The sequence below is a fragment of the Enterococcus sp. AAFC-DPL-5146 genome (assembly GCF_058216635.1).
In genome coordinates, this window is the sequence record NZ_CM177103.1 from 1,171,588 (window position 1) to 1,195,613 (window position 24,026).

The window sequence follows — 24,026 nt, forward strand, 5'->3', positions numbered from 1 at the left end:
AATTTTTCCAAAGAAATAAATACGTCTATTACATTTCTATAACGAGGAGGGGATAAACAAAAAAGTTTATTCTCTCCTCTTTCCATTTGCGAATGTATGTTCTATAATAAGTGAATGACAGGTGGGATTGAATATGCAGAACACTCAAAGAATCGCCGTTCGTAGTTTAGTAGAATTTATTTTACGCAGAGGCAGTATTGATACTAGACATACAAGTGAGCATACAGCTTTAGAAGGTGCTAAGATTCATCGCAAACTTCAAGAAGCAGCTGGTGAGAAGTATCAAAAAGAAATAAAGCTAGCGATTAACATAGAGTTGAACCAACAATCATACATAATCGAAGGCCGTGCAGACGGCATCTTTAGTGATGAAAATAAACGGACAGTCATTGATGAAATCAAAACGTCAGAACCCGCATTTTCAGAGTTGTTGGATGAACAAATAGACATGTATTGGTATCAGGTAATGTGTTATGGGCATATTTATTGTCAACAAGAAAAATTAAAAGAAATTACTTTACAATTGACCTATTATCAAACAACAACTGACGAAATTACTCGACAAGAAAAAGAATTTACGAAAGAAGAGCTAAAAGATTTTTTTGATGATTTAACAAAAAAATATGAACAATGGCTAATTTTTAAAGCAAATTGGCGCAGCATCCGCAATCAATAATTAAAAAAACTTCCTTTCCCCTACGGAGACTATCGAGCAGGTCAAAGAGAATTAGCAGTAGCAGTCTATAAAACAATTTTAAGCGATCAAAAACTGTTTGTTGAGGCACCGACAGGGACGGGAAAAACTATCTCTACCTTGTTTCCAACATTAAAGGCAATAGGCGAAGAACAGGCTGAGAGAGTTTTTTATCTTACTGCCAAGACAATCACTCGGCAAGTGGCAGAAGATGCAGTGGAAGCGATGAAGAAAAAAAATTTGGAACTAAAGAGTGTCACCATAACCGCTAAAGATAAAATCTGTTTTTTAACAGAACGAAACTGCACACCACAAGCGTGTATCTTTGCAAATGGTTATTATGATCGTTTGAATGAGGGCCTATGGGATTTATTGAATAATGAAAATCAGTTCACTCGCGAAGTGATTGAAACCTACGCACGTAAACATACGTTATGTCCTTTTGAATTATCCTTAGATGTTAGCTTATGGTGTGATTTAGTGATTTGCGATTATAATTATCTGTTTGATCCAGTTGTTTATTTAAGACGTTTTTTTGAAGAACAAACACAGACCAAAGACAACATATTCTTGGTGGATGAGGTACATAATTTAGTTAACCGTTCAAGAGAGATGTACTCGGCGACCTTGTCTAAAAACAAATTATCTGCTTTAAAAGAGGTTCTTGATAAGAAACAGAAAAAACTGATTAAAGGGATTAACAAAGTTGAAAAAGAATTTGATAAGATTAAACTAGTTTGTGATGAGGAAGAAAAAGAATTTTTACACCAAAGTGAACCAATTGATTCACTTATCAAAGCTACGTATTCCCTTGCAGAAAAAATCAAAGAATGGTTGCCAGAAAACCAAGACTTTACTGAACTGAATCAAGTGTTGACTGTTTATTTTGACCTACTGAATTATACTAAAATCAGTGAAGGATATGATGATCATTATTGCACCTATGTAAATTGCCAAAACTATGATATTATCGTCAAGCAGTTTTGTATGGATCCATCGTTTCTGCTACAACAAAAACTTGAAAAAGGCAAAGCAAGTATCCTATTTTCAGCTAGTTTAACACCACTGGATTACTACCAAGAAATTCTAGGCGGTGGAGTTGAGAGCTTACGCTATAGGATTCCCAGTCCATTTCCAAAAGAAAATCAATTATTAGTGATAGAAAGTTATATCCAGACGACATACAAAGAACGTGAAAATAGTTATGGAAAAATTGTTGAGAGTCTGACTAATATGATTCAACAAAAAAAAGGAAATTATTTCGTATTTTTCCCGTCTTATTCCTATATGGATATAATTTATGATTTGTTCCGAGATAAAAACCCTTCAGTTAAAACAAAGATTCAAGCAACATCCATGAATGAGACTGAACGAGAAGCTTTTTTGTCTGAGTTTGTTTCAGATCCTGAAGAAACATTGGTTGGTTTTTGTGTTTTAGGCGGTATTTTCTCGGAAGGGATTGATTTAAAAGGCACTCGTTTAATTGGCACTGCAATTGTCGGTGTAGGTTTGCCGCAAATTAATCATGAGCAAGAACTGATCAAAAAATATTATGATGAAGAAAAAAATCAAGGATTCCAGTTTGCATATCAAATTTCTGGGATGAATAAAGTTTTACAAGCTGCAGGTAGAGTTATTAGAGATGTCGAGGATAAAGGGATTGTTCTTCTTTTAGATCAGAGGTTTTCAACGAATGCTGTTCAACGCTTTTTTCCTCCTCATTGGAATGAGAAACAAACGGCCTATACACCTGAACAGACGAAGCGTTTCATGCAGCAATTTTGGCAGTTAAAGCATACAGACAACGATAGAAAAAAGCAACTCTAACTGGTATACTAAAAAAGTTAAGAAGTAAAAATGAATTAAATTGTTCAAGGTAGTATTTTTTTAGTAGAAAATCTACTGATTTATCTAAATACAATAATCAATAAGGGGACTAAAGATGAAAACTATATTAGTTTTACATACAGGCGGCACGATTTCGATGTCAAAAGAGGCTGATGGGAATGTTACGACCAATCACATGAATCCTTTGCTTAATCAAGAAGAGTTGTTAGCGGGAAAAGTTAATTTAATCGTAGAACCGATTTTTAATATTCCTTCACCGCATATGACCTTGGAAAGAATGTTGGAATTAAAACAACGTATCCAAAAAGCTTATTCTGAAAATATTGATGGTGTAGTGATTACTCATGGAACGGATACGCTAGAAGAAACGGCTTATTTTTTAGATATTACGCTAGAAAATAAAATTCCTGTTGTTCTAACAGGAGCGATGCGTTCAAGTAATGAAATTGGGACTGACGGACTATATAATTTTATTAGTGCAGTTTGGACCGCATGTTCAGATGAGTCTTATGAAAAAGGTGTGCTCGTTGTAATGAATGATGAAATCCATACGGCTCGTTATGTTACGAAAACCCACACTACAAATGTTGCAACCTTTCGGACACCGACATTTGGACCTATTGGTATGATTGCTAAAGAACGGACTTTTTTTGCCAGTGAAGTTCGTCCTCAAGAAGTGTGTGATATACAAACTGTTGCAGGTGAGGTTTATGTAATCAAAGCGTATGCAGGTATGGATGGCAGCTTATTTGACTTAGTGAATAACGATCGAACCAAAGGAATCGTTATTGAAGCTTTAGGAGCTGGAAATCTTCCACCTGAAACCCTACCTGCAATAGAAAAACTTTTATCAAGAAATATTCCTATTGTTTTAGTTTCCCGTTGTTCTAACGGTATCGCTGAAGATATTTATGACTATGAAGGTGGCGGGGTTAACTTAAAGAAAATGGGCATTGTATTCTCTAGAGGCTTAAATGGTCCCAAAGCTAGAATTCGTTTGATTGTAGGATTAAATAGCGGGAAAAAATTACATGAACTAACTGATTTTTTGAGTGAATAAAAAAATGAGATAAGTGACATCAGCTTTTTTAACTGATATTACTTACCTCATTTTTGTTTTAGCGGTAATTTGTGAATTGCAATTCTACTGGTAAATCTAAATTTTTAAGTAAAGTAATCACTTTTTGCAAATCATCGCGACTTTTTCCAGTTACTCTGATTTGATCCTCTTGAATCTGTGATTTTACTTTGATACCAGAATTTTTGATGGCAACGTTGATTTTTTTAGCGTTATCTTTATCGATTCCGCTGATTAGTTCTCCGTATTGACGGGCAGAACCACCAAGCGCTTTTTCACTTGCTGAGAAGTGAATATTTTTGATAGGTACACCACGTTTGACCAATTTACTGAACAATACATCTTTCACTTGTTCTATTTTGTAGTCATCCTCTGCAACAACAACTAGTTTGTCATTTTCTAATTTAATATCAGCGATTGATCCTTTGAAATCAAAGCGATTTTTGATTTCTTTTAGTGCAATCTGAATTGAATTTTTCACTTCTTCCATATTCATTTCAGAAGTGACATCAAAACTTGCTTCTTTTGCTGCCATTCAAATATCTCCTCTCATTATTTCTTACTTTTATAGTACCATTAAATAGGGAAGAAACAAGTATAAAAAACTTTTTTAAACAAAGATAAGTTCTTGAAACGAAAATCAATGGAAATGGGCGTACGGAAGACTAAAATAATCCTCATTTTCCTCTTTTTTTCTTTTCTTTTTTTGAGCAAACTGTTATCCTAATTCGAGGGATTTTATCCAAAGAAGTAAACATAGAAGCTGGAATATGTTATTTAAGGCTTTTAAATATGAGGGGGAGGTTTTGAATGAGTAAATGGGTTATTTCATACAAACAAAGTGAGACATTGAAGAAGTTTGCTGTTATTTTTGTTACTGGGATTTTAGTAGCAATCAGTTTGAACTTTTTTTTGATACCGGCAAAAGTTTTTTCTGCTGGAATGAATGGTGTTGCGCAAGTCATTGCAACGTTATTGTATACTCATCTGGGAATTTCAATCGATACTGGTCTTTTTATTTTACTATTAAATATTCCAATTTTTGTGTTAGGATTTATGAAACTTGGAAAAGAATCAACGCTTTACAGCTTTTTAAATGTAGCGTGGGTTTCATTGACAACCATTTTTATTCCGATCGAAGTGATTACGACAAATCCGTTGATGAATGCGATTGCTGGCGGGGTGTTGATTGGGATTGGTGCAGGATTGTCTCTTAAAATGGGCTTTACAACTGGTGGAATGGATGTTATTTCATTGGTTCTATCGAAGACGACTGGGAAAACAGTCGGTAATTATATGTTTATGTTGAATGGCATCATTGTGGCAATAGCTGGTTTTGTTTTTGATTGGGAAAGTGCGCTTTATACGATTATTTCGATTTATTGTATGACTCAAGTGGTTGATACAATCCATACAAGTCATCAAAAAGTCACCGCGATGATCGTAACAGTTCAGCCTGAAGTCGTAACACAGGCGATTTCAAAACAAATGATTCGTGGGATGACTTTACTACCATCGATGGGTGGTTATTCTGGAGTTGAAGGACGTATGATTATGATGGTAATCACGCGCTACGAGCTGTATGATTTAGAGCAAATCGTTTATGAAGTTGATGAAAATGCCTTTATGAATATTATTCCTACTCATTCTGTATTAGGACGGTTTGCTAATGAAGACGAACAACGAATTTTTAAAAGTACTGGGAGTTTCCCAGAGACGAAAAAACGTAAGATGAAACAAAAATAGAAGCATTACAATTAAATTCGTCAAAAGGTCTGGGGTTGTTCAGTCTTTTGACGAATTTTTTATAGTTTTTTTACTACCTAAAAAAATAAAAAAAAGAATAGATTTTCTTGATAATTCAATGGTAGAATTCATAGACTATTTCACTCTTTTTTAGACAAAAAGAAGAAAGTGTCTTTAGTTTTGTGAAAGTTTGGGCAAAACTTTTCTGAAAAAGGCAATTTTAGTAGAAAAGTACTAAAAAGTCTGCTAAAATATAACTGTTGGTTAAGGATGTCCTTAACAAATAAAGTTTGTTTAAAACTTAGGAGGAATTTTATTATGCCATTAGTATCAGGAACTGAATTTCTTAAAGCAGCTCGCAAAAGCGGCTACGGTGTCGGAGGATTCAACACAAACAACCTTGAATGGACAAAAGCGATTCTTGAAGCTGCAGAAGCTAAAAAAGCGCCTGTTTTGATCCAAACTTCTATGGGTGCGGCTAAATACATGGGCGGATACCAAGTATGTTACGATCTAGTAAAAGATTTAATCGATTCAATGGGAATTACTGTACCAGTAGCTCTTCACTTAGATCACGGTAATTACGAAGATGCATTAGAATGTATCGAAATTGGCTACACTTCAGTAATGTTTGATGGTTCTCACTTACCATTTGAAGAAAACATCGAAAAAGCGAAAGATGTTGTTGCTAAAGCACACGCTAAAGGCGTTTCTGTAGAATGTGAAGTTGGTTCAATCGGCGGAGAAGAAGACGGAATCATCGGTTCTGGCGAATTAGCTGATATTCAAGAATGTGTACAAATGGTTGCGACTGGTATTGATTACCTAGCTTGCGGAATCGGTAACATTCACGGTTCTTATCCAGATAACTGGACTGGGTTAGCATTTGATCACTTACAAGCAATTGCTGACGCTGTTGGTGACATTCCGTTAGTATTACATGGTGGTTCAGGTATTCCTTTAGAGCAAGTTCAAAAAGCAATCTCAATGGGCGTTTCTAAAATTAACGTGAACACTGAGTGTCAAGAAGTATTTGCAGCTGCAACACGTAAATACATCGAAGAAGGCAAAGACCTTGAAGGTAAAGGCTTTGACCCTCGTAAATTATTAGCACCAGGAACAAAAGCTGTTACTGAATTAGTTGAACAACGTATCGAATGGTTCGGTTCTGCTAATAAAGCATAAATAAAATAGCTTCTATATTAATAAAAAAACAAGAGTAAAGCTTAATGGCTGTTACTCTTGTTTTTTTTATGCGCTTTTTTTTGGTGAAAGTCGTTTGGTTTAAAAATTTTTATCAAAAATCTTTTGCTGTATACAATTGAAAAGAAGCTGCCAAGATTCTTTTTGAATAATATTATCTATAAAGAAAAGGTTGCCTTGAGCAACTGAAGGCTCAGAAGTGTTAGAAATGACCAAATCTGCATCTTTAACTTCATCAATAAAAATTAAATTTGAAGCATTAAAAACAGATTTTAATTTTTGCTTGATGAATATCTCTACAATTGGATTTGAAGAAAAATTAACAGCTACACGTAGTTTAACGTCTTTGGAATGATCAATTATAAAATATATCCATATGTATATAATATAAAAACTAGATTTTTTTATATTATACTCTTCTATTTCAGGGTGCGTTTGTTGAAATGTATTCCAAAAACATTTGATGTCGTTATACCAATCATCGGGTACATAAGAAGGGAAGTTATTCATCCCAAATGAACTTGAGAAATCAAAAGCTTTAAAGAATTCAATTCCAATATAATCTATGAATAATAACGTGAGTGTTGCATGATATAAAAACAAATAATAAGCGTCTTCATCAAGAGGTAGATTCCAATTAAATATAACTGAATCAATAATAAACTTTTTTGCAAGAATAGGAACCGGGAAATCCAATGTACTAAATTTTTTAGCAAGTGCAATTTTGTTTTCTTTTGAAGGAAGTTTAGTTTGGGCCTTGGAAGATGTTCCTCATACTTAAAAATGATAAGTGCAAAAATGATTTTATTAAAAAATTCAAGTTTTCACGTATTTCAATGTTTAGTTATTCATCTTAAAAGTTATCTTTCCTCTGTCTTTATGGTTGGAAAGGTAGCTTTTTTTTTGAAAAGTAGAAGTGTGTGCTAAAATTTTACCTTTTTCTTCGTATATTATGTTAAAATAGTTGAGGCATACAAAAAATGAAATTAAAGTTCTTTTAATATAGATAGGTGAGAATAAAAACATGAAAAAAATCGTAATCAACGGCAATCTTCCATTAACAGGAGAAGTATCTATCAGTGGAGCAAAAAATAGTGCAGTGGCATTGATTCCGGCAGCCATTTTAGCCGATTCACCGGTAACCTTAGATGGTGTACCTGATATTCAAGATGTCCATTCATTGATTGAAATCCTAGAAATCATGGGAGCTAAAACGACCTTTAGTGACAATACACTTGTTATCGATCCAACAGAAATCGTTTCTGTTCCAATGCCAAAAGGCAAAATCAATAGTCTTCGTGCATCCTATTACTTTATGGGTTCATTATTAGGTAAATTTGGAGAAGGCGTTGTTGGTTTACCAGGAGGCTGTTATTTGGGGCCTCGTCCAATCGATCTTCACATCAAAGGGTTTGAAGCATTAGGTGCTAAAGTAACTAATGAACATGGTGCGATGTATTTGAGAACGGAAGACGGACTTCATGGAACTAGAATATTTATGGACATGGTATCAATTGGTGCGACGATTAATGTAATGTTGGCTGCTGTCAAAGCAGAAGGTAAGACAATCATTGAAAATGCTGCCCGTGAACCAGAAATCATTGATGTTGCGACTTTATTGAATAATATGGGCGCCAATATTCGTGGTGCGGGAACGGATATTATTCGAATTGAAGGCGTTGAAAAACTACATGGTTGCCGTCATTCGATTATCCCTGACAGAATAGAAGCTGGTACTTATTTAGCTTTAGCCGCAGCAATGGGTGAAGGCGTCAAAGTGCGTAATGTGATTTATGAACATCTAGAAAGCTTTATAGCAAAATTGCAAGAAATGGGCGTTAAAATGACGATCGAAGAAGATATGATCGAAGTACACCCATCTCACGATTTAAAAATGACCACAGTTAAAACATATCCATATCCAGGTTTTGCAACAGATTTACAACAACCAATTACACCATTAATGTTAAAGGCCAAAGGTACAGGTGAGGTTATTGACAGTATCTATGCTCAACGAACAAAACATATTCCTGAATTAGTGCGTATGGGTGCTGATGCTTCGGTTGAAGGGAATATGATTGTTATTAATGGTCCTGCTCAATTACATGGTGCAGAAGTTGTTGCCTCTGATCTTAGAGCTGGTGCTTGTTTAGTTATAGCTGGTTTAATGGCAACAGGTACAACTACGATTTATAACGTAGAATACATTTTACGTGGCTATGATCATATTATTGAAAAATTAACAGCACTTGGTGCTGATATTAAAATGATTGAAACAGATGATGAAATCGAGGTGGCTAAATGAGTGACTATTTAACGATGGCAGAGCTTGAAAATAGTACATTAAAAGATATATATGCTTATGCTAAAGAGTTTAAGATTCCTTATTATAGCCAAATGAATAAAAAAGAATTGTCGTTAGCAGTAATTAGAGCTCAAGCTGAGAAACAAGGCTTCTTCTTAATGGAGGGAGTTCTAGATATTGTTTCTCAGGACGGCTATGGTTTTTTACGACCAATCAATTATGGACCGAGTGCAGAAGATATTTATATTTCATCTTCTCAAATTCGCCGATTTGGCCTTCGTAATGGGGACAAAGTTGCTGGTAAAGCACGTCCACCGAAAGAATCTGAACGTTATTATGGTTTAATGCATGTTGAAAGTGTCAATGGAAAAGATCCAGAAGAAGCAAAACAGCGTCCCCATTTCCCTGCATTAACACCTCTTTACCCCGAAAGACAAATCAAATTAGAAACAACTTCAGGCCGATTATCTACACGAATGATTGATATTTTTTCACCAGTTGGATTTGGTCAACGTGGGTTGATTGTTGCACCGCCAAAAGCAGGTAAGACGAGTGTTTTGAAAGAAATTGCTAATGGCATCACAGAAAATTTTCCAGAGGTAGAATTGATTTTACTTTTGATTGATGAACGTCCAGAAGAAGTGACAGACCTAGAGCGAAGTGTAAAAGGTGATGTAGTTTCTTCAACATTCGATCAGCAACCACAAAATCATACACGTGTCTCTGAATTGGTCTTGGAACGTGCGATGCGTTTAGTAGAAGATAAACGAGATGTAGTTATTTTGATGGATAGTATTACTCGCTTAGCCCGTGCTTATAACTTGGTGATTCCTGCAAGTGGGCGAACATTAAGCGGAGGGATTGATCCAGCAGCCTTTTATAAACCGAAACGTTTCTTTGGTGCTGCTAGGAATATTGAAGAAGGCGGCAGCTTGACAATACTTGCTACAGCTTTAGTTGATACAGGTAGCCGTATGGACGATGTTATTTTTGAAGAATTCAAAGGAACTGGAAATATGGAACTGCACTTGTCCCGTGAGTTGGCAGAGCGACGTATTTTCCCGGCGATTGACATCAAAAAATCAGGTACCCGTAAAGAAGAATTACTGATGTCATCAGAGCAATTGGAAGAAACATGGAAGTTACGTAATCATATGACAGGTGATTCTTTGGAATATACAGAGCAGTTCATCAAGTTTTTACGTAAAACCAAAAATAATAAAAAATTCTTTGAAGATTTCCACGATGTTTCATTTGGCAGACAAGCCAAAAGAAATGTAAAAAGATAATTGCAACAATAAAAGAATCGTGCTATTATAGTACTGTTGTATATCGACAAAATAACTCTGATACAGCAAATGGATCAGGGCAAAGGAGCGAAAAGACTATGAAACAAGATATCCATCCAGAATATCACCCAGTAGTATTTATGGACTCAACAACAGGTTTTAAATTCTTGTCAGGTTCTACTAAGCACACTGACGAAACTGTTGAATGGGAAGACGGAAATACTTACCCAGTAATCCGTGTCGAAGTTACATCTGACTCTCATCCATTTTACACTGGACGTCAAAAATTCACACAAGCAGACGGACGTGTGGACCGTTTCAACAAAAAGTATGGTATCAAAGATGCCAACGCAAATCCAGACGCTTAATTCAAACAGCAATGTTTATAAGACCTTTCTCAATTATGAGAGAGGTCTTATTTTGTTGTAAATATATAATGATTATTATCAGAAGTTCTTTTTTTAAAGTGCATGTTGACAAGAATTTTGTGAAATCAACCAAAAAAAAGTCAAAAGTAGTAATTAAAAGAAAAAGTAGCGAAAAAAATGCTAAAATGGCAGTGAGCATTCCTTTTTAGTAAGGAATCAGAATGGATGGAAAGTGGTGAAACGATGAAGGTTACAGAGAAAAAATTTGGAGAGCGCTCGTTTTTGTATTCGCTTACTAACAATAATGGCGTTACCTTAGAAGTAACAAACTTAGGTGCTCGGATTGTTAACTTATATGTACCAACAACCAATGGAAGAAAAAATATTGTTTTGGGATTTGATTCTGAAAAAGAATATGTCGAGAAAGATTTATACTTTGGTGCAACGATTGGACGAGTCGCTGGTAGAATAAAAAATGGTCAGTTTTCGATTGATGGAAAAAAATATCAAGTCTTGGTTGACAAAGAAAACGGCAATACACTTCATGGAGGACCTCATAGTTTTGAAGAAAAGATATGGGATGCCTCAATTAAAGAAAGCGAAGAAGAACTTTCAGTTGTCTTTTCGTATACTAGTCCAGCTAATGAAAATGGTTTTCCAGGAACAGTGACAGTGAAGGTAGTCTATTCATTAAATAATCAAAATGAATGGAAGATAACCTATCATGCATCTACTGATGAGGGAACACTCTTTAATCCAACGAATCATGTTTATTTTAATCTAACTGGAGATTCGACTCAAACAGTAGCTAATCATCAATTACAGATCAACGCTGACAAATTTGTTGTTGTTGACAGTAACACAAATGCTACAGGAGAGAAAAGATCAGTTGCAAATACACCTTTTGATTTTAGAACAACTAAAAAGGTCAATGAAGTATTTCAAACAACCTATGAGCAAAATGTCTTAGTAAATGGGTTAGACCATCCTTTTATACTTAATCATACGACGAAAGAGAAACCGCTAGTTGTGTTAACTTCACCAGAGTCAGATATTACGATTGATGTTTACACGGATAGAGATACCGTGGTGATTTTTACAGCTCAATTTGGTAATTCAGGTCCAGTAGTTCATGGAAAACAAGTGGTCAATCATGGGGGAATCACATTTGAGACGCAAACAAGTCCAGGTGCTGTAGAGTTTGAAGGATTTGGTGATATTATTTTACGTCCGGAAAAAGATTTTTATAGTCAGACAGTTTATGCTATTTCATTTTCTGTTGACAAAGTTTCAATGTGAATCTGAGAAATTGATTAAGTCTTATGTAAAAAGAATACCTTTAGAAAATTATATCGTAAGTTATAAAAGATAGATTGTTTATCTTTATACTTAGAGTTATTTCAATCATTGATCGTCAAAAAGTTCGTTAAAGTAAAAACGAACTTTTTGACGACTTTTTATATTTGAGAAAAAAGAGATTATGCTAAGCGAGTATCATGCATTAACTGAATTTGTATGCCAAATGGATCTTCAATAATTCCGTATGAGCCACTAAAGACATTTTTGGCTAGTGGAACAAGAATTTTGACGCGATCATCTGTCATCAAATTAGTATAAAAGGTTTGTATTTCGTTTAAATCAGCACTTTGAATACATAAAGAAAAGTTATTTCCAACGGTAAATTTTTCATTAGGATTCATTGTATCTTCTGCAATCATTAGTTTTGTTTTACCTACCTGCAAAACAGAATGAGCAATATGCTGTTTGTTTTCTTCGGTTACAAGAAAATGTTCATCTTTGCTTGCCATGTCCTGATAGGTAACTAGCAAAAGTTCTTTGGCACCTAAGTGTTGTTTATAAAAAGTGATTGCTTCAGCTGCACGTCCATGCATAGAGAGAAAAATTGCAATTTCTAATGTCATTTTCTTATCCTCATTTCTTTTATTTGTTTTATATGTTTAGTATACTGATAAAAGGTGTCATTTTTAGATACCTTTTAGGAGGGTATATGAAAAAATCTGAACGAATAAATGATATGATTCTATTTTTAAACAATAAAAATAGTTTCAATTTAAAAGATTTGATGGAACGATATCAAATTTCAAAAAGTACAGCACTTCGAGATATTCAATCCTTGGAAGCAATTGGTATTCCAATATTTTCAGAGCTTGGTAGAAATGGGAAATATGGCATTTTAGATACAAAAATTTTTGCTTCTATGATGTTTACAGTGGATGAAATTTATGCACTTTATTTTTCACTACTTACCCTTAATGGTTATAAATCAAAGCCTTTTACTATTGAAAGTAGCACATTAGAAATGAAATTTAGAAACGTTTTACCAGAGCAGCTGCAAAAAAATATTCTATTGATGAATCAGATTGTTTCTTTAGAAACAATTAATCACAGCAATTTTAGTCCTTATTTAAAAGAAATAATGACAGGCATAATTCAAGAAAAAGTGTTTAAATTCTTTTATTTAAAAGAAGACGAGGAACTATTAATTATTGCTCAATTTATCCAGGTTTATTCAAAATTTGGTCAGTGGTATGCTCGTGTTTGGAACGTTGAAAGTCAGAAGGTTCGTATCATTCGCTGTGATAAAATCAAAAGTTTATCTGAAGAGACGAATCACGAAGCACTTTCTATAGACTACTTATTATCTAAAACAGAAAATTTCCATAGAGAAGAGTTAGCTACTAGATTCATGATTACAGTAGATGAGAAAGGCAAAGACATTTTTGATAAAGAACATTATCCCTCAATGAGTATAAAACCAAACAAGAAAAATTATGTAATTACTGGTTATTATAATAAGAATGAAGCATCGTTTATATCAAATTATTTATTGAAATTCGGTCAATCCATTATTCAGATTCATCCGTCCAATTTGAAAAAAAGTGTATTAACATCGCTTCGAACTTTATATTCATATATTGATAAATTATAGAATAATACCATGCGTGACAAAAGGATAAAAAAATGTTATTATTAAATTACTTACTAAAAGTAAGTTGGAAGAGTTCAATAAATGATTTTATAAAAATAAATAGAAACAGGTGAGTATAATGCATTACATTTTTGAAGAAGGACAAACTCAAGGGAAAAAATTATTATTGCTTCATGGAACAGGAGGCGATGAAACATCTTTAATGGAGATTGCACGATTGTTAGATCCAAATGCAACGATTCTATCTATTCGTGGAAGAGTTCAAGAAGATGGAATGAATCGTTACTTTAAACGAACTGGACTCAATCAATTTGATTTTGAGAGTTTAGAAGAAGAGACGGATCATCTTCTGACAGAAATTTTTTCTATTAGCAAGGAAAAACAAATTGCTATGGAAGATTGGATAATTGTTGGTTATTCTAACGGAGCTAACATCGCTGCTCATGCTATTTTGGAAAGAGAGAGTAAACTCCAAAAGGCTATTCTTTTTCATCCAATGTCCCTAGGTGTAGATACTAAAAAACATGCTCTTTCTCACCAGAAAATCTGGGTATCCTTTGGAACAAATGATCCTATTGTATCAAAAGAAACAGCGGATCAATTGGTTTCTCAATTTGAAAAAAGAGGAGCTGATGTCTTTGTTGAAGAAACTAATTCTGGACATCAAATAACTTTGGATGAAGTGAAGAGTGCTAAAAATTGGTTAACGAACACATAAAGCTTTCTTAGTTGTTTTCCTCGTAATAAAAAAGCGAAATATTTGTATAAGGCAAAGAAGGGTGCTATTGTAAATATGTAGTAAATATTATTAGGAGGGATTTTCACATGGCAGATTTAAATGAACACTTAAATAACGCAAAAGACAAAGTTGAAGGTACGGCTAAAGAAGTTCAAGGAAAAGTAACGGATGATAAAGGTAAAGAACTTGAAGGAAAAGCGCAATCAGCATTTGGCGATGTAAAAGAAAAAGTTCTTGATGCCGGTGATGATATCAAAGAAGGCGCTGAAAAATTAGGCGACAAAATCAAAGAAGGTTTCGAAGATATCAAAGAAAAATTCCACAAACATGATGATAAATAAAAAATAAGAAGATAAGTTTGATTATCAATTAAAATAAAAAATGAACGAGATAAAACTCTGCTGAGTTTTATCTCGTTCATTTTTTTAACTATTAAACCATTCCTGAAAAATATTAGTTTTAAAGTAAACTTTTACATCTTCATCCAAGTTGGTTCTAACGTATTGCCATCTGGATCTTGTACTTCAAGCCCAAGCATTTGTTCTTCTGGGATACCCATTTCTACTTTGTAAAAATCACCGCCATTAGCTTTAGCTATCTCACCAAATTTTTTCACAGCATCGGCACTTTCCATACTAAAGGCAACCAAAACACCGCTAGTAGTTTTCGTATCCGCAATTTTCTTATCATTAATAAATTTACTATAAAAATCATGATTCAATAGCATAATCCAAAAATTATCATCCCAAACCATTGAACTTGAATCAGGAGAAGAAAACTCTTCATTTTTAGTAAAACCTAACTTTTCATAAAATTCTGTAGAACGTTTAACATCAGTAACTGGAAAATTCACAAAAACCATTGTTGACATATAAATCAAACCTTCCCTCTTTTTTATTTTTTTGCTACGCTTAAAGCATCTCACGAGCCGATTTTTTTGTCAAAAGTAAATGCTTACTTAGATGAAAAAAATTGACGGTTGGACTAGCTTCTAATTATAATGGAAATATACTGGTACACCTTAGTAAGGAGGAAGAACAATCAATAATAAAACGATGATAACGAGCGCAGTGGCTATTTTATTGCTGATTTTTGGTATTAGTTTTGGTGTAATGGCGCTAGTGAACAAAAATAGTAACACTGAGCTAGAGAAAAATAAGAAAGCATCAATAACAGAAGTCACAAAAAAAAGTGAGACTATAGAAAGCAAGCAACAAGAACCTTTAAAGAATCAAGATAAAGAAATTAAGGATTTAATTGCTTCAATGAGTTTGGAAGAAAGAGTGGGGCAGTTATTTCTTGCTCGAGTACCAATTGATGAACAAGAAGGAAATATACAGAACTTCCATTTAGGTGGTTATCTGTTATTCGGACGAGATATTGAAAGAGAAACTTCATCTACTTTAAAGAAAAAAATAGCTTCCTATCAAACCGTAAGTAAGCTCCCGCTTTTTATTGCATCCGATGAAGAAGGTGGCACAGTTTCACGATTAAGCGGTGGAAATGGTTTAGTACCAGAAGTGTTTAAGTCGCCAATGGAGATTTATCAAAAAGCTGGTTTAGCAGGCATTCAATCAGATATTCAACAAAAATCAGAAATCCTTCATTCCTATGGCATTCAAGGTGGCCTATTTCCTGACGCTGATGTTGCCACGGATCCAGAAGCGTTTATTTATGATCGAACATTAGGTTTAGATGCTGAGAAAACAAGTGAATATATCAAAGTAAGTGTGGACGAACTAAAGAAACAAAAAATTGCTTCAACATTGAAACATTTTCCTGGGTATGGTAATAATCGTGATTCTCATGTGGAGATAGTCTACGATACGAGAAGTCTTGACGAGTTAAGGGCAAATGATTTTTTACCTTTTAAAGCAGGAATCTCAGCAGGTGCTGATAGTGTAATGGTCTCTCATAATATTGTGACAAGTATTGATGATACAGTGCCAGCATCAATTTCCCAACCTGTTCATGATGTGTTACGGAAAGAATTAGGCTTTCAAGGCGTTATTATGACAGATGATATGGATATGGCAGGTTTAGCTGATTTCACATCTCAAGAAGAAGCAGGCTTAGCTGCATTGAAAGCGGGGAATGATCTAATCCTATCTTCTTCTTTTCAAGATCAGATTCCATATGTTTTACAAGGGATTCAACAAGGAGTCTATTCTGAGGAGATGCTGAATCAATCTGTTTATCGTGTATTAAAAATGAAAAGTGATTTAGGATTATTAAAATGATAAGAAGAACCTTCAGCGTGATTTAGCAGCTGAAAGTTCTTCTTGTTTTATACCAGATTAAAGTAATTTAGGGTTCATTTTTTGATAGTTTTCCAATTTATAAGCTAAATTTTTTTCATAGTCTTGATTAAAAAAGCTTAGATATAAACTATCAAAAATATACATTAAAGACATCCGTGTAGAGAAAGAAGAAATTTTATTGTAATGATTTTCAAGGGAAGAAAATAGAAAAACACCATCTACGTTCTCACTTAGCAGTGGACTATTCTTAGATGTAATTAATAGAATTTTACTATTGTTATTCTTTAAAGTTTCTAGAATTTTCTTAACACTAGAACTACGTCCTTCATAAGAAACAACGATAGCTAAGTGATTTGGCGTACTATTAGCAGCAGAAAGATTTTGCATATAATCATCGATGGGTACATTGATTTGTTTTCCAATTTCCTGCATTTGAAACTGGAAATTTTGAGCAAAATAAATATTTGCAGAAGCTGCATAAACATCAATAATAGTTGCTTTTTTCAACAGCTGACTATTGAAGGCCATCTTATCAAAATTATTCGTATCAATAGTAGTTTGAACGGTTTGATCATAAACTGTTTTTAATTTTTTAGTCATTGCATAGTGGTTATCCTCAGCAGAAATAGGGTAATCAATATCAATAAGTTGTTCTGCAGTATGTTCATTTAAATAATTCACCAATGCTAATTTAAGCTCATTTAAACCATCAAGATCTAATTTATTAATCAGACGGTAAATCGTTGAAATCGAAACATAAGAATGTTCAGCTAACTCTTTTGGAGAAAAGTGAATGACTTTTTCTGGATAATCAAGAATATATGTTACAAGAACTTCTTCGCTTGTGGTAAGTTTTTCTAAGGTTTTCAATTTTAAGATTAAATTCATCGCATAAAACACCTTTCAATCAGCTTCGTATACATGAATTATAACTGATTATTACTTATTATGTGAGGAATATAAAAAAATAGATTCGGATTTTTTTGATCCCAATCTATTTTTTCTATTAAATTAGTTCAGCTAAAGCTCGAGCAATCCCATCATCATTGTTTGAAGATGTAATTTTATCAGCAACATTTTTTAACTCATCAACGGCATTTCCCATAGCGATCCCGATTCCTGCATAATTGATTAAGGAGATGTCATTATGTCCATCTCCAAAAGAAACAATGTGTTCTTCATGGATACCTAGAGGTTTTAAAGTCTGTTCTAAAGCATTAGCTTTATCAATACCTCGGTCAGTAAATTCAAAGTACATAGGCGCAGAGAACATACCACTGACTTTTTCTTCAAATGGTGCTAGAATTTGTCGCCAATTCTCTTGTAAGTACTCAGGTTGACCAGCAACTAAAATTTTGTGCAAAGGAAAATCTACAAATGCTGCTAAATCATTTTTTTCGCACAATTGAAAATTTCCACCTCGAGATTCATATTCAATGATATTTAAAGAGCCATGAGGAGCATCTAAATGAACCATACAATCGTAAACATTATTGACATACATGTAGTCATCCTTTGCAATCATGGGTTTCACATCAAATTGCTTAAGATGCTCCAAAATATTTTTACTATTTTCAGTTGAAAGAGGCTGACTGAATAGTTCCTTTTGTGAGCTGACATCAAGAACATGGGCGCCATTATAAGAAACAATCAATCCATTATATCGCTCCATTTCTAGCTCATCAACATATTTCAGCATTCCAGTAGTTGGTCTGCCAGAAGCTAAAATCACTTTGATCCCATCTTTTTGAGCATTAATCAATGCGTCTCTCGTTCCTTTGGTTAGTTGTTTATCATCATTTAAAAGTGTTCCATCAATATCTAAAACAATTGCTTTTATAGCCATTTTATTCCCTCCATATGTTAGTATGTGATTCAAACTAAACAGTTAATTCCAATCGATTTCCTTCTGGATCAGCAATCACAGATTCATAATAACCATCACCTGTGGTACGAGTTGGACTTAATAATTCATAGCCTTCCAATACTAGAATATTGGTAAGATTATCAACGCTTTCTTTACTTCCCAAAGCAATCGCTAAATGAGCAAATCCTAAAACCTCGTTACCTGAGCTTAGACCAATAACATCTGCCCGTTGCATAATTTCAAGTCTTGCTCCATCAGAAAACGTTAAAAAGTAAGAATAAAAGCCTGTTTTAAGATTATGGTAAAGTTCAGACGATTGAGCGTTAAAATATGTTTCATAAAATGTACGCATCATTTCTAAATCTTTGACCCATAAACCAACATGTTCAATTTTCATGATATGATCTCCTTTACTATGAAATGATAGAAAATATTTTTATGAGCTGATGTTGATATTATTTTCACATCAGATTGAATCATTTATAAATACAGTATAAGTCAAAGTTTGTTGGCAATGGGGGAAACCCGAAATTTTGATAGAATGTTATCAAAAATAAATCAAAAGACTTTGTAAATGTGAAAAAATATTCCCATATATTAATATCATTGATGTGTTAAAGTGTTTGACTTCTTGACAATTAATAAAGCACCATGATATATTGAAAACAATAAAAAACGAAGTGAGGGATCCGTGCGTTGAAAAATTAAGTCAATTTGTTGAAGCTGCATTCAGACTGTAACTTGAAGTATCCTCAAGGGAGCAGTGTGCAGATTTTCAGGATTGACATGATTTTTCAGCGTATGGGTCTTTTTGTGTACTCGTAGACGCGTTGTCAGTTCTGAAAAGAACCGAAGGAATAGAACCTTCAGCTTTGTTAATGAGGTGAGACGATGTCTAAAATTGAAATTAAAAACTTAACGTTTGGCTATGATAGCCAAGGAAACATATTATTTGATCAAGCAAATCTAAATTTCGATACCCAATGGAAATTAGGCTTGATTGGTAGAAATGGTCGAGGCAAGACCACATTGTTAAAGATTTTGCAGAACCAACTAGCATATAGCGGTAAAGTTATTCATCAATTAGAATTTCTTTATTTTCCACAATCAATTAAAAATAAAAAACAACTAACTTATTATGCACTGCAAGAAATCAGCGACTTTGAACAGTGGGAAATTGAACGAGAGCTGAATCTCCTTCAAGTGGATCCAGAAATTTTATGGCGTGAATTTGAAACACTTTCTGGTGGGGAGCAGACAAAAGTACTATTATCATTGCTATTTATCAATGATAATTATTTCCCCTTGATTGATGAACCAACAAATCATCTAGATATTGTTGGACGGAAGCAAGTAGCTGAATATTTGAAAAAGAAACGCCAAGGATTTATTGTGGTAAGTCATGATCGTTTATTTGTAGATGAGGTGGTTGATCATGTATTATCTATCGAAAAAAGTCAATTAGAGCTATATCAAGGAAATTTTTCTGTTTACGAAGAACAAAAGCGAATTCGAGATGAGTTTGAGTTGGCTCAAAATGAAAAACTAAAAAAAGAAATTAGCCGCTTAAAAAAAACAGCTGCTGAAAAAGCGGAATGGTCTCGTGCCAAGGAACAAGATAAATATGGAAAAACCTCTGAAAAAGGCAGTGGAGCCATTTTTGATACTGGTTTTATCGGTGCTCGGGCAGCTCGAACTATGAAACGTTCTAAAACAATTATTAATCGGATGGACATACAATTATCAGAAAAAGAAAGTCTATTAAAAGATATCGAATATATTGATCCATTAACAATGAATTATCAGCCAGGACATCATAAACGATTGTTGACAGTTGAAAATCTGACATTGAGCTATCAAGAACAACAAGTAGTTCAAAAAATTTCTTTTGAACTTAATCAGGGGCAAAGAATAGCTTTAGCTGGTGCCAATGGCTCAGGAAAATCATCTATCATACATTTTTTGCTTGGGCAATTTACCGGGGAAAGTACAGGGGAATTACTTCGTTCTGATAAACTGAAAATTAGTTATGTTCGTCAAAATTATGAAGATAATAATGGTACTTTGTTAGAATTTTCTGAAGATCATGGGTTAAATCATCAGGAATTTTTAAATAACTTACACAAATTAGGAATGGAAAGAGAAGTCTTTCAAAATCGAATTGAGCAAATGAGCATGGGACAGCGCAAAAAAGTCGAACTAGCAAAATCTTTAGCACAGCCAGCGGAACTGTATATTTGGGATGAACCATTAAATTATCTAGATGTTTTCAATCATGAGCAATTAGAAAAACTAATCTTATCAATTAAACCAACGATGCTCCTCGTAGAACATGATCAAGCCTTTTTGAAAAAAATAGCAACGAAAGTAATTACCTTAACTAAAAAATAACTAAAAACTGCCAAACGATTTATTCCATAGATCGTTTGGCAATTTTTATGATTGACTTAATCAAAAATAAAGTGTATTCTTTAAAAAAACATTCATTCGGTATGTTTTGGAGAGGGAGCAGAAAAAAATGACAAAAAGATATGATACTGATGCAACCGTTCAAGATATCTTAGATGCAGCTACACGTTTATTTATAGAAAAAGGCTATGAGAAAACAACAATTCAAGACATTGTTAATGAATTAGATGGTCTTTCAAGGGGAGCAATTTATCATCATTTTCGCTCAAAAGAAGAAATTATTGACGGGGTGATTCGACGACTGACACCAAATTCAGAATATCTTGATGTAATTAATCAACGAGAAGAGCTGAATGGTTTAGAAAAAATGCAGCATTTGTTATTAGAAACTCTCTTTAATAAAGAAGTGGGTGCCTCCTTTCAATTAGCCTATTCTTTATTTGATAATCCTAAATTTTTTATGATGTATATCATGAATAGCAATGAAATTCTATCACCCCAAATTGAACAGTATATAAATGAAGGAAATGTGGATGGTTCTATAAACATAGAGTATCCAAAACAAGTATCAGAGATCATTGTTTTACTGCTGGGAACATGGTTTATTGTAGCTTTATTTCCAAATACGATCGAAACATTCTGGGATAAACTTTACGCTACAAAATATGTATTAGAAGGTATTCAGCTTGATCTTTTAAGTGATGAGATTATAGAAAAAATACTAAATGGAATGAAAGAGAAAGAGGGAGAAAATGAAAAAAAATAAACGCCAAGGAATAAAACGTGTCTTGCATATTTTAAAAATTACACTTTTGACAATTTTAGGAGTAATGGCTGTTACAATGGCTGGCATTTATATTGTTAATCAGGTCAGCTTACGTAGTGAAGTCAGCAAAATCAAAGATTATGGAGAAAAAATCAACGTGTTTGATGGAACAATGAACGTGGTTGATGAAGGTAAAGGGAAAGAAACTATCGTGTTATTATCTGGATATGGAACAGCTAGTCCAGGTTTGGATTTTAAACCACTGGTTAAAGAATTAAAAAATGATTATCGTGTTGTTGTGATAGAACCTTTTGGCTATGGGTTAAGTAGCCAGACTAAGCGAGAACGAAGTGCGAAGAATATGGTTGAAGAAATCCATGCTGTAGTTGAAAAGCTGAATATTGATTCTTTTATTTTGATGGGGCATTCAATAGCAGGAATATATGGATTGAATTACGTTGATACCTATCCTAAAAATGTTAAAGCATTCGTGGGTATCGATAGTAGCTTACCTAATCAACCTTGGCCTGGTTTTAGTGATACACTACCAAATTTTATTCAAAAATCTGGTTTGATGCGAGTTCTGATTAAGTTGAGTCCTGAAAGTTTTAAAGTTGACGGGATGGATGAAGAGACTTTTGAACAACAACGTATGTTGAATCTAAAAAATCTTAGTAATGAAACCGTGAGAAAAGAAGGAAAAGCTTTGGATGAAACGTTTAAAGAATCAAAAAAACTTTCTTTTCCAAAAGAATTTCCAGTACTTTTGTTTGTAGCAAAAGAAAATAATGCCACCTTAGATAACTGGCTTGAACTTCATGAAAAACAAGCGGCAACCGTTTCAAAAGGAGAAGTAGTTGAGCTTCCAGGAACACACTATCTTCATCATAATCAATCTAAAACAATCGCAGAAGATTTAAAAAAATTTATGAATGAAAAATAATTATCAGTTATTCAAAAAAGAATCAGTGTAGACTGGTTGATGATGGTTTAGGAGGTAGGCTTAAATGAAAGTGTTAATAACAGGCTTTGACCCTTTTGGCGGAGATTTAGTAAATCCAGCATACGAAGCGGTAAAAATGATTCCTGATGAAGTAGCAGGAGCCCAAGTAATCAAATTAGAAATACCAACTGTTTTTAAAGAAAGTAGCGAGATTCTTGAAGTTGCAATGAAGGAAAATAATCCAGATATTGTTATCTGCGTAGGACAAGCAGGCGGAAGAAGTGCCATTTCATTTGAACGTGTTGCCATCAACTTAGCAGAAGCAAGAATTCCAGATAATAAAGGCAATCAGCCGATTGGAGTAAAGCTAGAAGAAGATGGGGAAACGGCTTATTTTACATCATTACCAATCAAAGCAATGATGAAAAATGTTCAAGAACACGGACTGCCTGCGTATATTTCATATACAGCTGGTACGTTTGTGTGTAATGATATCATGTATCGTTTGTTATATATGATTGATAAAGAGTTTTCAGGCACTAAAGGTGGTTTTATTCATGTTCCATTTAAACCAACACAAGTAATTGAACGAGCGGCAGGAACACCATCAATGCCCATTCAAACGATTGCCGATTCATTGATTTATGCAATCGAAGCTGCTGTGACAACAAAAGAGGATATTGAAGAAAATACAGGAACTACTCATTAGAATAGTAACGAGTCAAAAGAGGGCAGGAGAAAAGTTGTTTATGTTTAAACTATTAGATTAAACATAAAACCATCAGGTTCATTTAATATCTATGTAAATTCTTTATAATTTAAGCATGATTAATAGTGGAAAAAGATAACGGGACAAAACGAACATTTCGTTTTGTCCCGTTATCTTTGTTTCTCTAAAATGAGAGAGCGTATGCTACTACAAGGAGGTTCTAGTTATTAAATCATACGTAAAAAAGAAAAAGAAATTTATTGATAATGATTCTCATTATCGATTGTTTGTGATATACTAATCAAATATGAAAGGGGTTTATATTGAAGGAACTATCGGTAGATATAATTTCACCTAAGTTTGATACTGAAGAATTTGAAGACTGTTCAGTGATGATTGATATACAGATATTGAGAGTAAATACTTACTTAGTTATTTTATGAGTGTTATCACAATAACTTTTTTTGAAATTTATCAAGCAGATTACCCTGATCTACAAAAGAAGTAGCCTTTTTTAAAAGAGCATATGGAATGAAAGAATTACTTGAAGCGAATCAAGAAAAAAATGTTCAAATGATTCAAAATAAGTTAGAATATGTGAATGGGATGTATTCCTTTATTTTATAGTTATGCGGAGATGATTCAGTCTGTATCAGAATATGATATTGTGACTTACGATTTGTTTCACAAAGCATTTTGAAAGTAGGTCTACAGTTTTTCTATTACTAAAAGGGGGTAAGCAGTTCTACTTTATATGACCGTATTATTTATATTATAAGCCGGTCAATCATTTGGATTTTACGTTATCAGTTAAAGATATATATTTAACTATTATTTTATTTACTATAAGA

General features: G+C 33.6%; 22 protein-coding genes and 1 pseudogene. 16 read left to right on the forward strand and 7 right to left on the reverse strand.

Annotated features, from left to right (window positions below; all coding sequences use genetic code 11):
• Positions 1 to 133: 133 nt before the first annotated feature.
• Together AC4BB2_RS05265 and AC4BB2_RS05270 are read left to right on the forward strand one after the other, a co-directional pair.
• A pseudogene (locus AC4BB2_RS05265) lies at positions 134 to 2,521 on the forward strand (ATP-dependent DNA helicase).
• A 115-nt stretch (positions 2,522 to 2,636) separates the two neighbouring features.
• Positions 2,637 to 3,602, forward strand: a complete 966-nt coding sequence (locus AC4BB2_RS05270; RefSeq protein WP_490474381.1) for an asparaginase — start codon at positions 2,637 to 2,639, stop codon at positions 3,600 to 3,602.
• Positions 3,603 to 3,660: 58 nt separating this feature from the next.
• On the opposite strand, the gene AC4BB2_RS05275 is transcribed toward AC4BB2_RS05270, so the two are convergent.
• The gene (locus AC4BB2_RS05275; RefSeq protein WP_490474382.1) at positions 3,661 to 4,155 is read right to left on the reverse strand and encodes a YajQ family cyclic di-GMP-binding protein; all 495 of its coding nucleotides are present in this window, start codon (positions 4,153 to 4,155) and stop codon (positions 3,661 to 3,663) included.
• A gap of 275 nt (positions 4,156 to 4,430) precedes the next feature.
• On the opposite strand from AC4BB2_RS05275, the gene AC4BB2_RS05280 reads away from it, so the two are divergent.
• Positions 4,431 to 5,366 (forward strand): YitT family protein, encoded by a 936-nt coding sequence (locus tag AC4BB2_RS05280; protein WP_490474383.1) that lies wholly within the window; start codon positions 4,431 to 4,433, stop codon positions 5,364 to 5,366.
• A gap of 318 nt (positions 5,367 to 5,684) precedes the next feature.
• Entirely contained in the window at positions 5,685 to 6,551 is an 867-nt protein-coding gene (locus AC4BB2_RS05285) for a class II fructose-bisphosphate aldolase (protein ID WP_490474384.1), read from the forward strand.
• 99 nt (positions 6,552 to 6,650) lie between these two features.
• Here the strand turns inward: AC4BB2_RS05285 and AC4BB2_RS05290 are convergent, their stop codons facing one another.
• The gene (locus AC4BB2_RS05290; protein WP_490474385.1) at positions 6,651 to 7,265 is read right to left on the reverse strand and encodes a hypothetical protein; all 615 of its coding nucleotides are present in this window, start codon (positions 7,263 to 7,265) and stop codon (positions 6,651 to 6,653) included.
• A gap of 328 nt (positions 7,266 to 7,593) precedes the next feature.
• On the opposite strand from AC4BB2_RS05290, the gene murA reads away from it, so the two are divergent.
• The 4 genes from murA to AC4BB2_RS05310 all read left to right on the forward strand — a co-directional run bounded on the left by murA (position 7,594) and on the right by AC4BB2_RS05310 (position 11,830).
• Positions 7,594 to 8,874 carry a UDP-N-acetylglucosamine 1-carboxyvinyltransferase gene (gene murA, locus AC4BB2_RS05295; protein ID WP_490474386.1) on the forward strand — a complete coding sequence of 427 codons (1,281 nt, stop codon included), beginning with the start codon at positions 7,594 to 7,596 and terminating at the stop codon, positions 8,872 to 8,874.
• Positions 8,871 to 10,163, forward strand: coding sequence for a transcription termination factor Rho (rho, locus tag AC4BB2_RS05300; RefSeq protein ID WP_490474387.1), 1,293 nt, complete (start codon positions 8,871 to 8,873; stop codon positions 10,161 to 10,163). Before murA ends, rho begins: the two co-directional genes overlap by 4 nt.
• A 98-nt stretch (positions 10,164 to 10,261) precedes the next feature.
• Positions 10,262 to 10,531: a type B 50S ribosomal protein L31 gene (locus AC4BB2_RS05305; protein ID WP_490474388.1), complete on the forward strand. Its 270-nt coding sequence runs from the start codon at positions 10,262 to 10,264 to the stop codon at positions 10,529 to 10,531.
• 243 nt (positions 10,532 to 10,774) lie between these two features.
• Positions 10,775 to 11,830, forward strand: coding sequence for an aldose epimerase family protein (locus tag AC4BB2_RS05310; protein WP_490474668.1), 1,056 nt, complete (start codon positions 10,775 to 10,777; stop codon positions 11,828 to 11,830).
• Between the two features lie 179 nt (positions 11,831 to 12,009).
• Here AC4BB2_RS05310 and AC4BB2_RS05315 read toward each other — a convergent pair whose 3' ends face one another.
• The gene (locus AC4BB2_RS05315) at positions 12,010 to 12,453 is read right to left on the reverse strand and encodes a VOC family protein (protein ID WP_490474389.1); all 444 of its coding nucleotides are present in this window, start codon (positions 12,451 to 12,453) and stop codon (positions 12,010 to 12,012) included.
• An 86-nt stretch (positions 12,454 to 12,539) separates the two neighbouring features.
• On the opposite strand from AC4BB2_RS05315, the gene AC4BB2_RS05320 reads away from it, so the two are divergent.
• From AC4BB2_RS05320 to AC4BB2_RS05330, 3 genes are all read left to right on the forward strand, one after another.
• On the forward strand, positions 12,540 to 13,481 hold the full coding sequence (locus tag AC4BB2_RS05320; protein WP_490474390.1) for a helix-turn-helix transcriptional regulator: 942 nt from the start codon (positions 12,540 to 12,542) through the stop codon (positions 13,479 to 13,481).
• A 118-nt stretch (positions 13,482 to 13,599) separates the two neighbouring features.
• Entirely contained in the window at positions 13,600 to 14,199 is a 600-nt protein-coding gene (locus AC4BB2_RS05325) for an alpha/beta hydrolase (protein ID WP_490474391.1), read from the forward strand.
• A gap of 107 nt (positions 14,200 to 14,306) precedes the next feature.
• Positions 14,307 to 14,561: a CsbD family protein gene (locus AC4BB2_RS05330; protein ID WP_490474392.1), complete on the forward strand. Its 255-nt coding sequence runs from the start codon at positions 14,307 to 14,309 to the stop codon at positions 14,559 to 14,561.
• A gap of 131 nt (positions 14,562 to 14,692) precedes the next feature.
• Here AC4BB2_RS05330 and AC4BB2_RS05335 read toward each other — a convergent pair whose 3' ends face one another.
• Positions 14,693 to 15,091 carry a VOC family protein gene (locus tag AC4BB2_RS05335; protein ID WP_490474393.1) on the reverse strand — a complete coding sequence of 133 codons (399 nt, stop codon included), beginning with the start codon at positions 15,089 to 15,091 and terminating at the stop codon, positions 14,693 to 14,695.
• 184 nt (positions 15,092 to 15,275) lie between these two features.
• Between AC4BB2_RS05335 and AC4BB2_RS05340 the strand changes: the two genes are divergently transcribed.
• Complete coding sequence (locus tag AC4BB2_RS05340) at positions 15,276 to 16,460, forward strand: glycoside hydrolase family 3 protein (protein ID WP_490474394.1); 1,185 nt, start codon at positions 15,276 to 15,278, stop codon at positions 16,458 to 16,460.
• Positions 16,461 to 16,517: 57 nt separating this feature from the next.
• Here the strand turns inward: AC4BB2_RS05340 and AC4BB2_RS05345 are convergent, their stop codons facing one another.
• From AC4BB2_RS05345 to AC4BB2_RS05355, 3 genes are all read right to left on the reverse strand, one after another.
• Entirely contained in the window at positions 16,518 to 17,369 is an 852-nt protein-coding gene (locus AC4BB2_RS05345) for a MurR/RpiR family transcriptional regulator (protein WP_490474395.1), read from the reverse strand.
• A 118-nt stretch (positions 17,370 to 17,487) separates the two neighbouring features.
• Entirely contained in the window at positions 17,488 to 18,327 is an 840-nt protein-coding gene (locus AC4BB2_RS05350) for a Cof-type HAD-IIB family hydrolase (protein ID WP_490474396.1), read from the reverse strand.
• Between the two features lie 34 nt (positions 18,328 to 18,361).
• Positions 18,362 to 18,745, reverse strand: a complete 384-nt coding sequence (locus AC4BB2_RS05355) for a VOC family protein (RefSeq protein WP_490474397.1) — start codon at positions 18,743 to 18,745, stop codon at positions 18,362 to 18,364.
• A 494-nt stretch (positions 18,746 to 19,239) separates the two neighbouring features.
• Here AC4BB2_RS05355 and AC4BB2_RS05360 point away from each other — a divergent pair, with 494 nt between their 5' ends.
• The 4 genes from AC4BB2_RS05360 to pcp all read left to right on the forward strand — a co-directional run bounded on the left by AC4BB2_RS05360 (position 19,240) and on the right by pcp (position 23,175).
• Positions 19,240 to 20,739 carry an Lsa family ABC-F type ribosomal protection protein gene (locus tag AC4BB2_RS05360; RefSeq protein WP_490474398.1) on the forward strand — a complete coding sequence of 500 codons (1,500 nt, stop codon included), beginning with the start codon at positions 19,240 to 19,242 and terminating at the stop codon, positions 20,737 to 20,739.
• Positions 20,740 to 20,866: 127 nt separating this feature from the next.
• Positions 20,867 to 21,523 (forward strand): TetR/AcrR family transcriptional regulator, encoded by a 657-nt coding sequence (locus tag AC4BB2_RS05365; RefSeq protein WP_490474399.1) that lies wholly within the window; start codon positions 20,867 to 20,869, stop codon positions 21,521 to 21,523.
• Positions 21,510 to 22,466, forward strand: a complete 957-nt coding sequence (locus tag AC4BB2_RS05370; RefSeq protein WP_490474400.1) for an alpha/beta fold hydrolase — start codon at positions 21,510 to 21,512, stop codon at positions 22,464 to 22,466. The genes AC4BB2_RS05365 and AC4BB2_RS05370 overlap by 14 nt, the downstream gene beginning before the upstream one ends.
• A 64-nt stretch (positions 22,467 to 22,530) precedes the next feature.
• Positions 22,531 to 23,175 carry a pyroglutamyl-peptidase I gene (pcp, locus tag AC4BB2_RS05375; RefSeq protein WP_490474401.1) on the forward strand — a complete coding sequence of 215 codons (645 nt, stop codon included), beginning with the start codon at positions 22,531 to 22,533 and terminating at the stop codon, positions 23,173 to 23,175.
• The last annotated feature ends 851 nt before the right edge of the window (positions 23,176 to 24,026 follow it).

Coding starts and splice junctions, on each gene's coding strand:
- AC4BB2_RS05270 (WP_490474381.1), top strand. CDS start 2,637: ATGAAAACTATATTAGTTTTACATACAGGCGGCACGATTTCGATGTCA.
- AC4BB2_RS05275 (WP_490474382.1), bottom strand. CDS start 4,155: ATGGCAGCAAAAGAAGCAAGTTTTGATGTCACTTCTGAAATGAATATG.
- AC4BB2_RS05280 (WP_490474383.1), top strand. CDS start 4,431: ATGAGTAAATGGGTTATTTCATACAAACAAAGTGAGACATTGAAGAAG.
- AC4BB2_RS05285 (WP_490474384.1), top strand. CDS start 5,685: ATGCCATTAGTATCAGGAACTGAATTTCTTAAAGCAGCTCGCAAAAGC.
- murA (WP_490474386.1), top strand. CDS start 7,594: ATGAAAAAAATCGTAATCAACGGCAATCTTCCATTAACAGGAGAAGTA.
- rho (WP_490474387.1), top strand. CDS start 8,871: ATGAGTGACTATTTAACGATGGCAGAGCTTGAAAATAGTACATTAAAA.
- AC4BB2_RS05305 (WP_490474388.1), top strand. CDS start 10,262: ATGAAACAAGATATCCATCCAGAATATCACCCAGTAGTATTTATGGAC.
- AC4BB2_RS05310 (WP_490474668.1), top strand. CDS start 10,775: ATGAAGGTTACAGAGAAAAAATTTGGAGAGCGCTCGTTTTTGTATTCG.
- AC4BB2_RS05315 (WP_490474389.1), bottom strand. CDS start 12,453: ATGACATTAGAAATTGCAATTTTTCTCTCTATGCATGGACGTGCAGCT.
- AC4BB2_RS05320 (WP_490474390.1), top strand. CDS start 12,540: ATGAAAAAATCTGAACGAATAAATGATATGATTCTATTTTTAAACAAT.
- AC4BB2_RS05325 (WP_490474391.1), top strand. CDS start 13,600: ATGCATTACATTTTTGAAGAAGGACAAACTCAAGGGAAAAAATTATTA.
- AC4BB2_RS05330 (WP_490474392.1), top strand. CDS start 14,307: ATGGCAGATTTAAATGAACACTTAAATAACGCAAAAGACAAAGTTGAA.
- AC4BB2_RS05335 (WP_490474393.1), bottom strand. CDS start 15,091: ATGTCAACAATGGTTTTTGTGAATTTTCCAGTTACTGATGTTAAACGT.
- AC4BB2_RS05340 (WP_490474394.1), top strand. CDS start 15,276: ATGATAACGAGCGCAGTGGCTATTTTATTGCTGATTTTTGGTATTAGT.
- AC4BB2_RS05345 (WP_490474395.1), bottom strand. CDS start 17,369: ATGAATTTAATCTTAAAATTGAAAACCTTAGAAAAACTTACCACAAGC.
- AC4BB2_RS05350 (WP_490474396.1), bottom strand. CDS start 18,327: ATGGCTATAAAAGCAATTGTTTTAGATATTGATGGAACACTTTTAAAT.
- AC4BB2_RS05355 (WP_490474397.1), bottom strand. CDS start 18,745: ATGAAAATTGAACATGTTGGTTTATGGGTCAAAGATTTAGAAATGATG.
- AC4BB2_RS05360 (WP_490474398.1), top strand. CDS start 19,240: ATGTCTAAAATTGAAATTAAAAACTTAACGTTTGGCTATGATAGCCAA.
- AC4BB2_RS05365 (WP_490474399.1), top strand. CDS start 20,867: ATGACAAAAAGATATGATACTGATGCAACCGTTCAAGATATCTTAGAT.
- AC4BB2_RS05370 (WP_490474400.1), top strand. CDS start 21,510: ATGAAAAAAAATAAACGCCAAGGAATAAAACGTGTCTTGCATATTTTA.
- pcp (WP_490474401.1), top strand. CDS start 22,531: ATGAAAGTGTTAATAACAGGCTTTGACCCTTTTGGCGGAGATTTAGTA.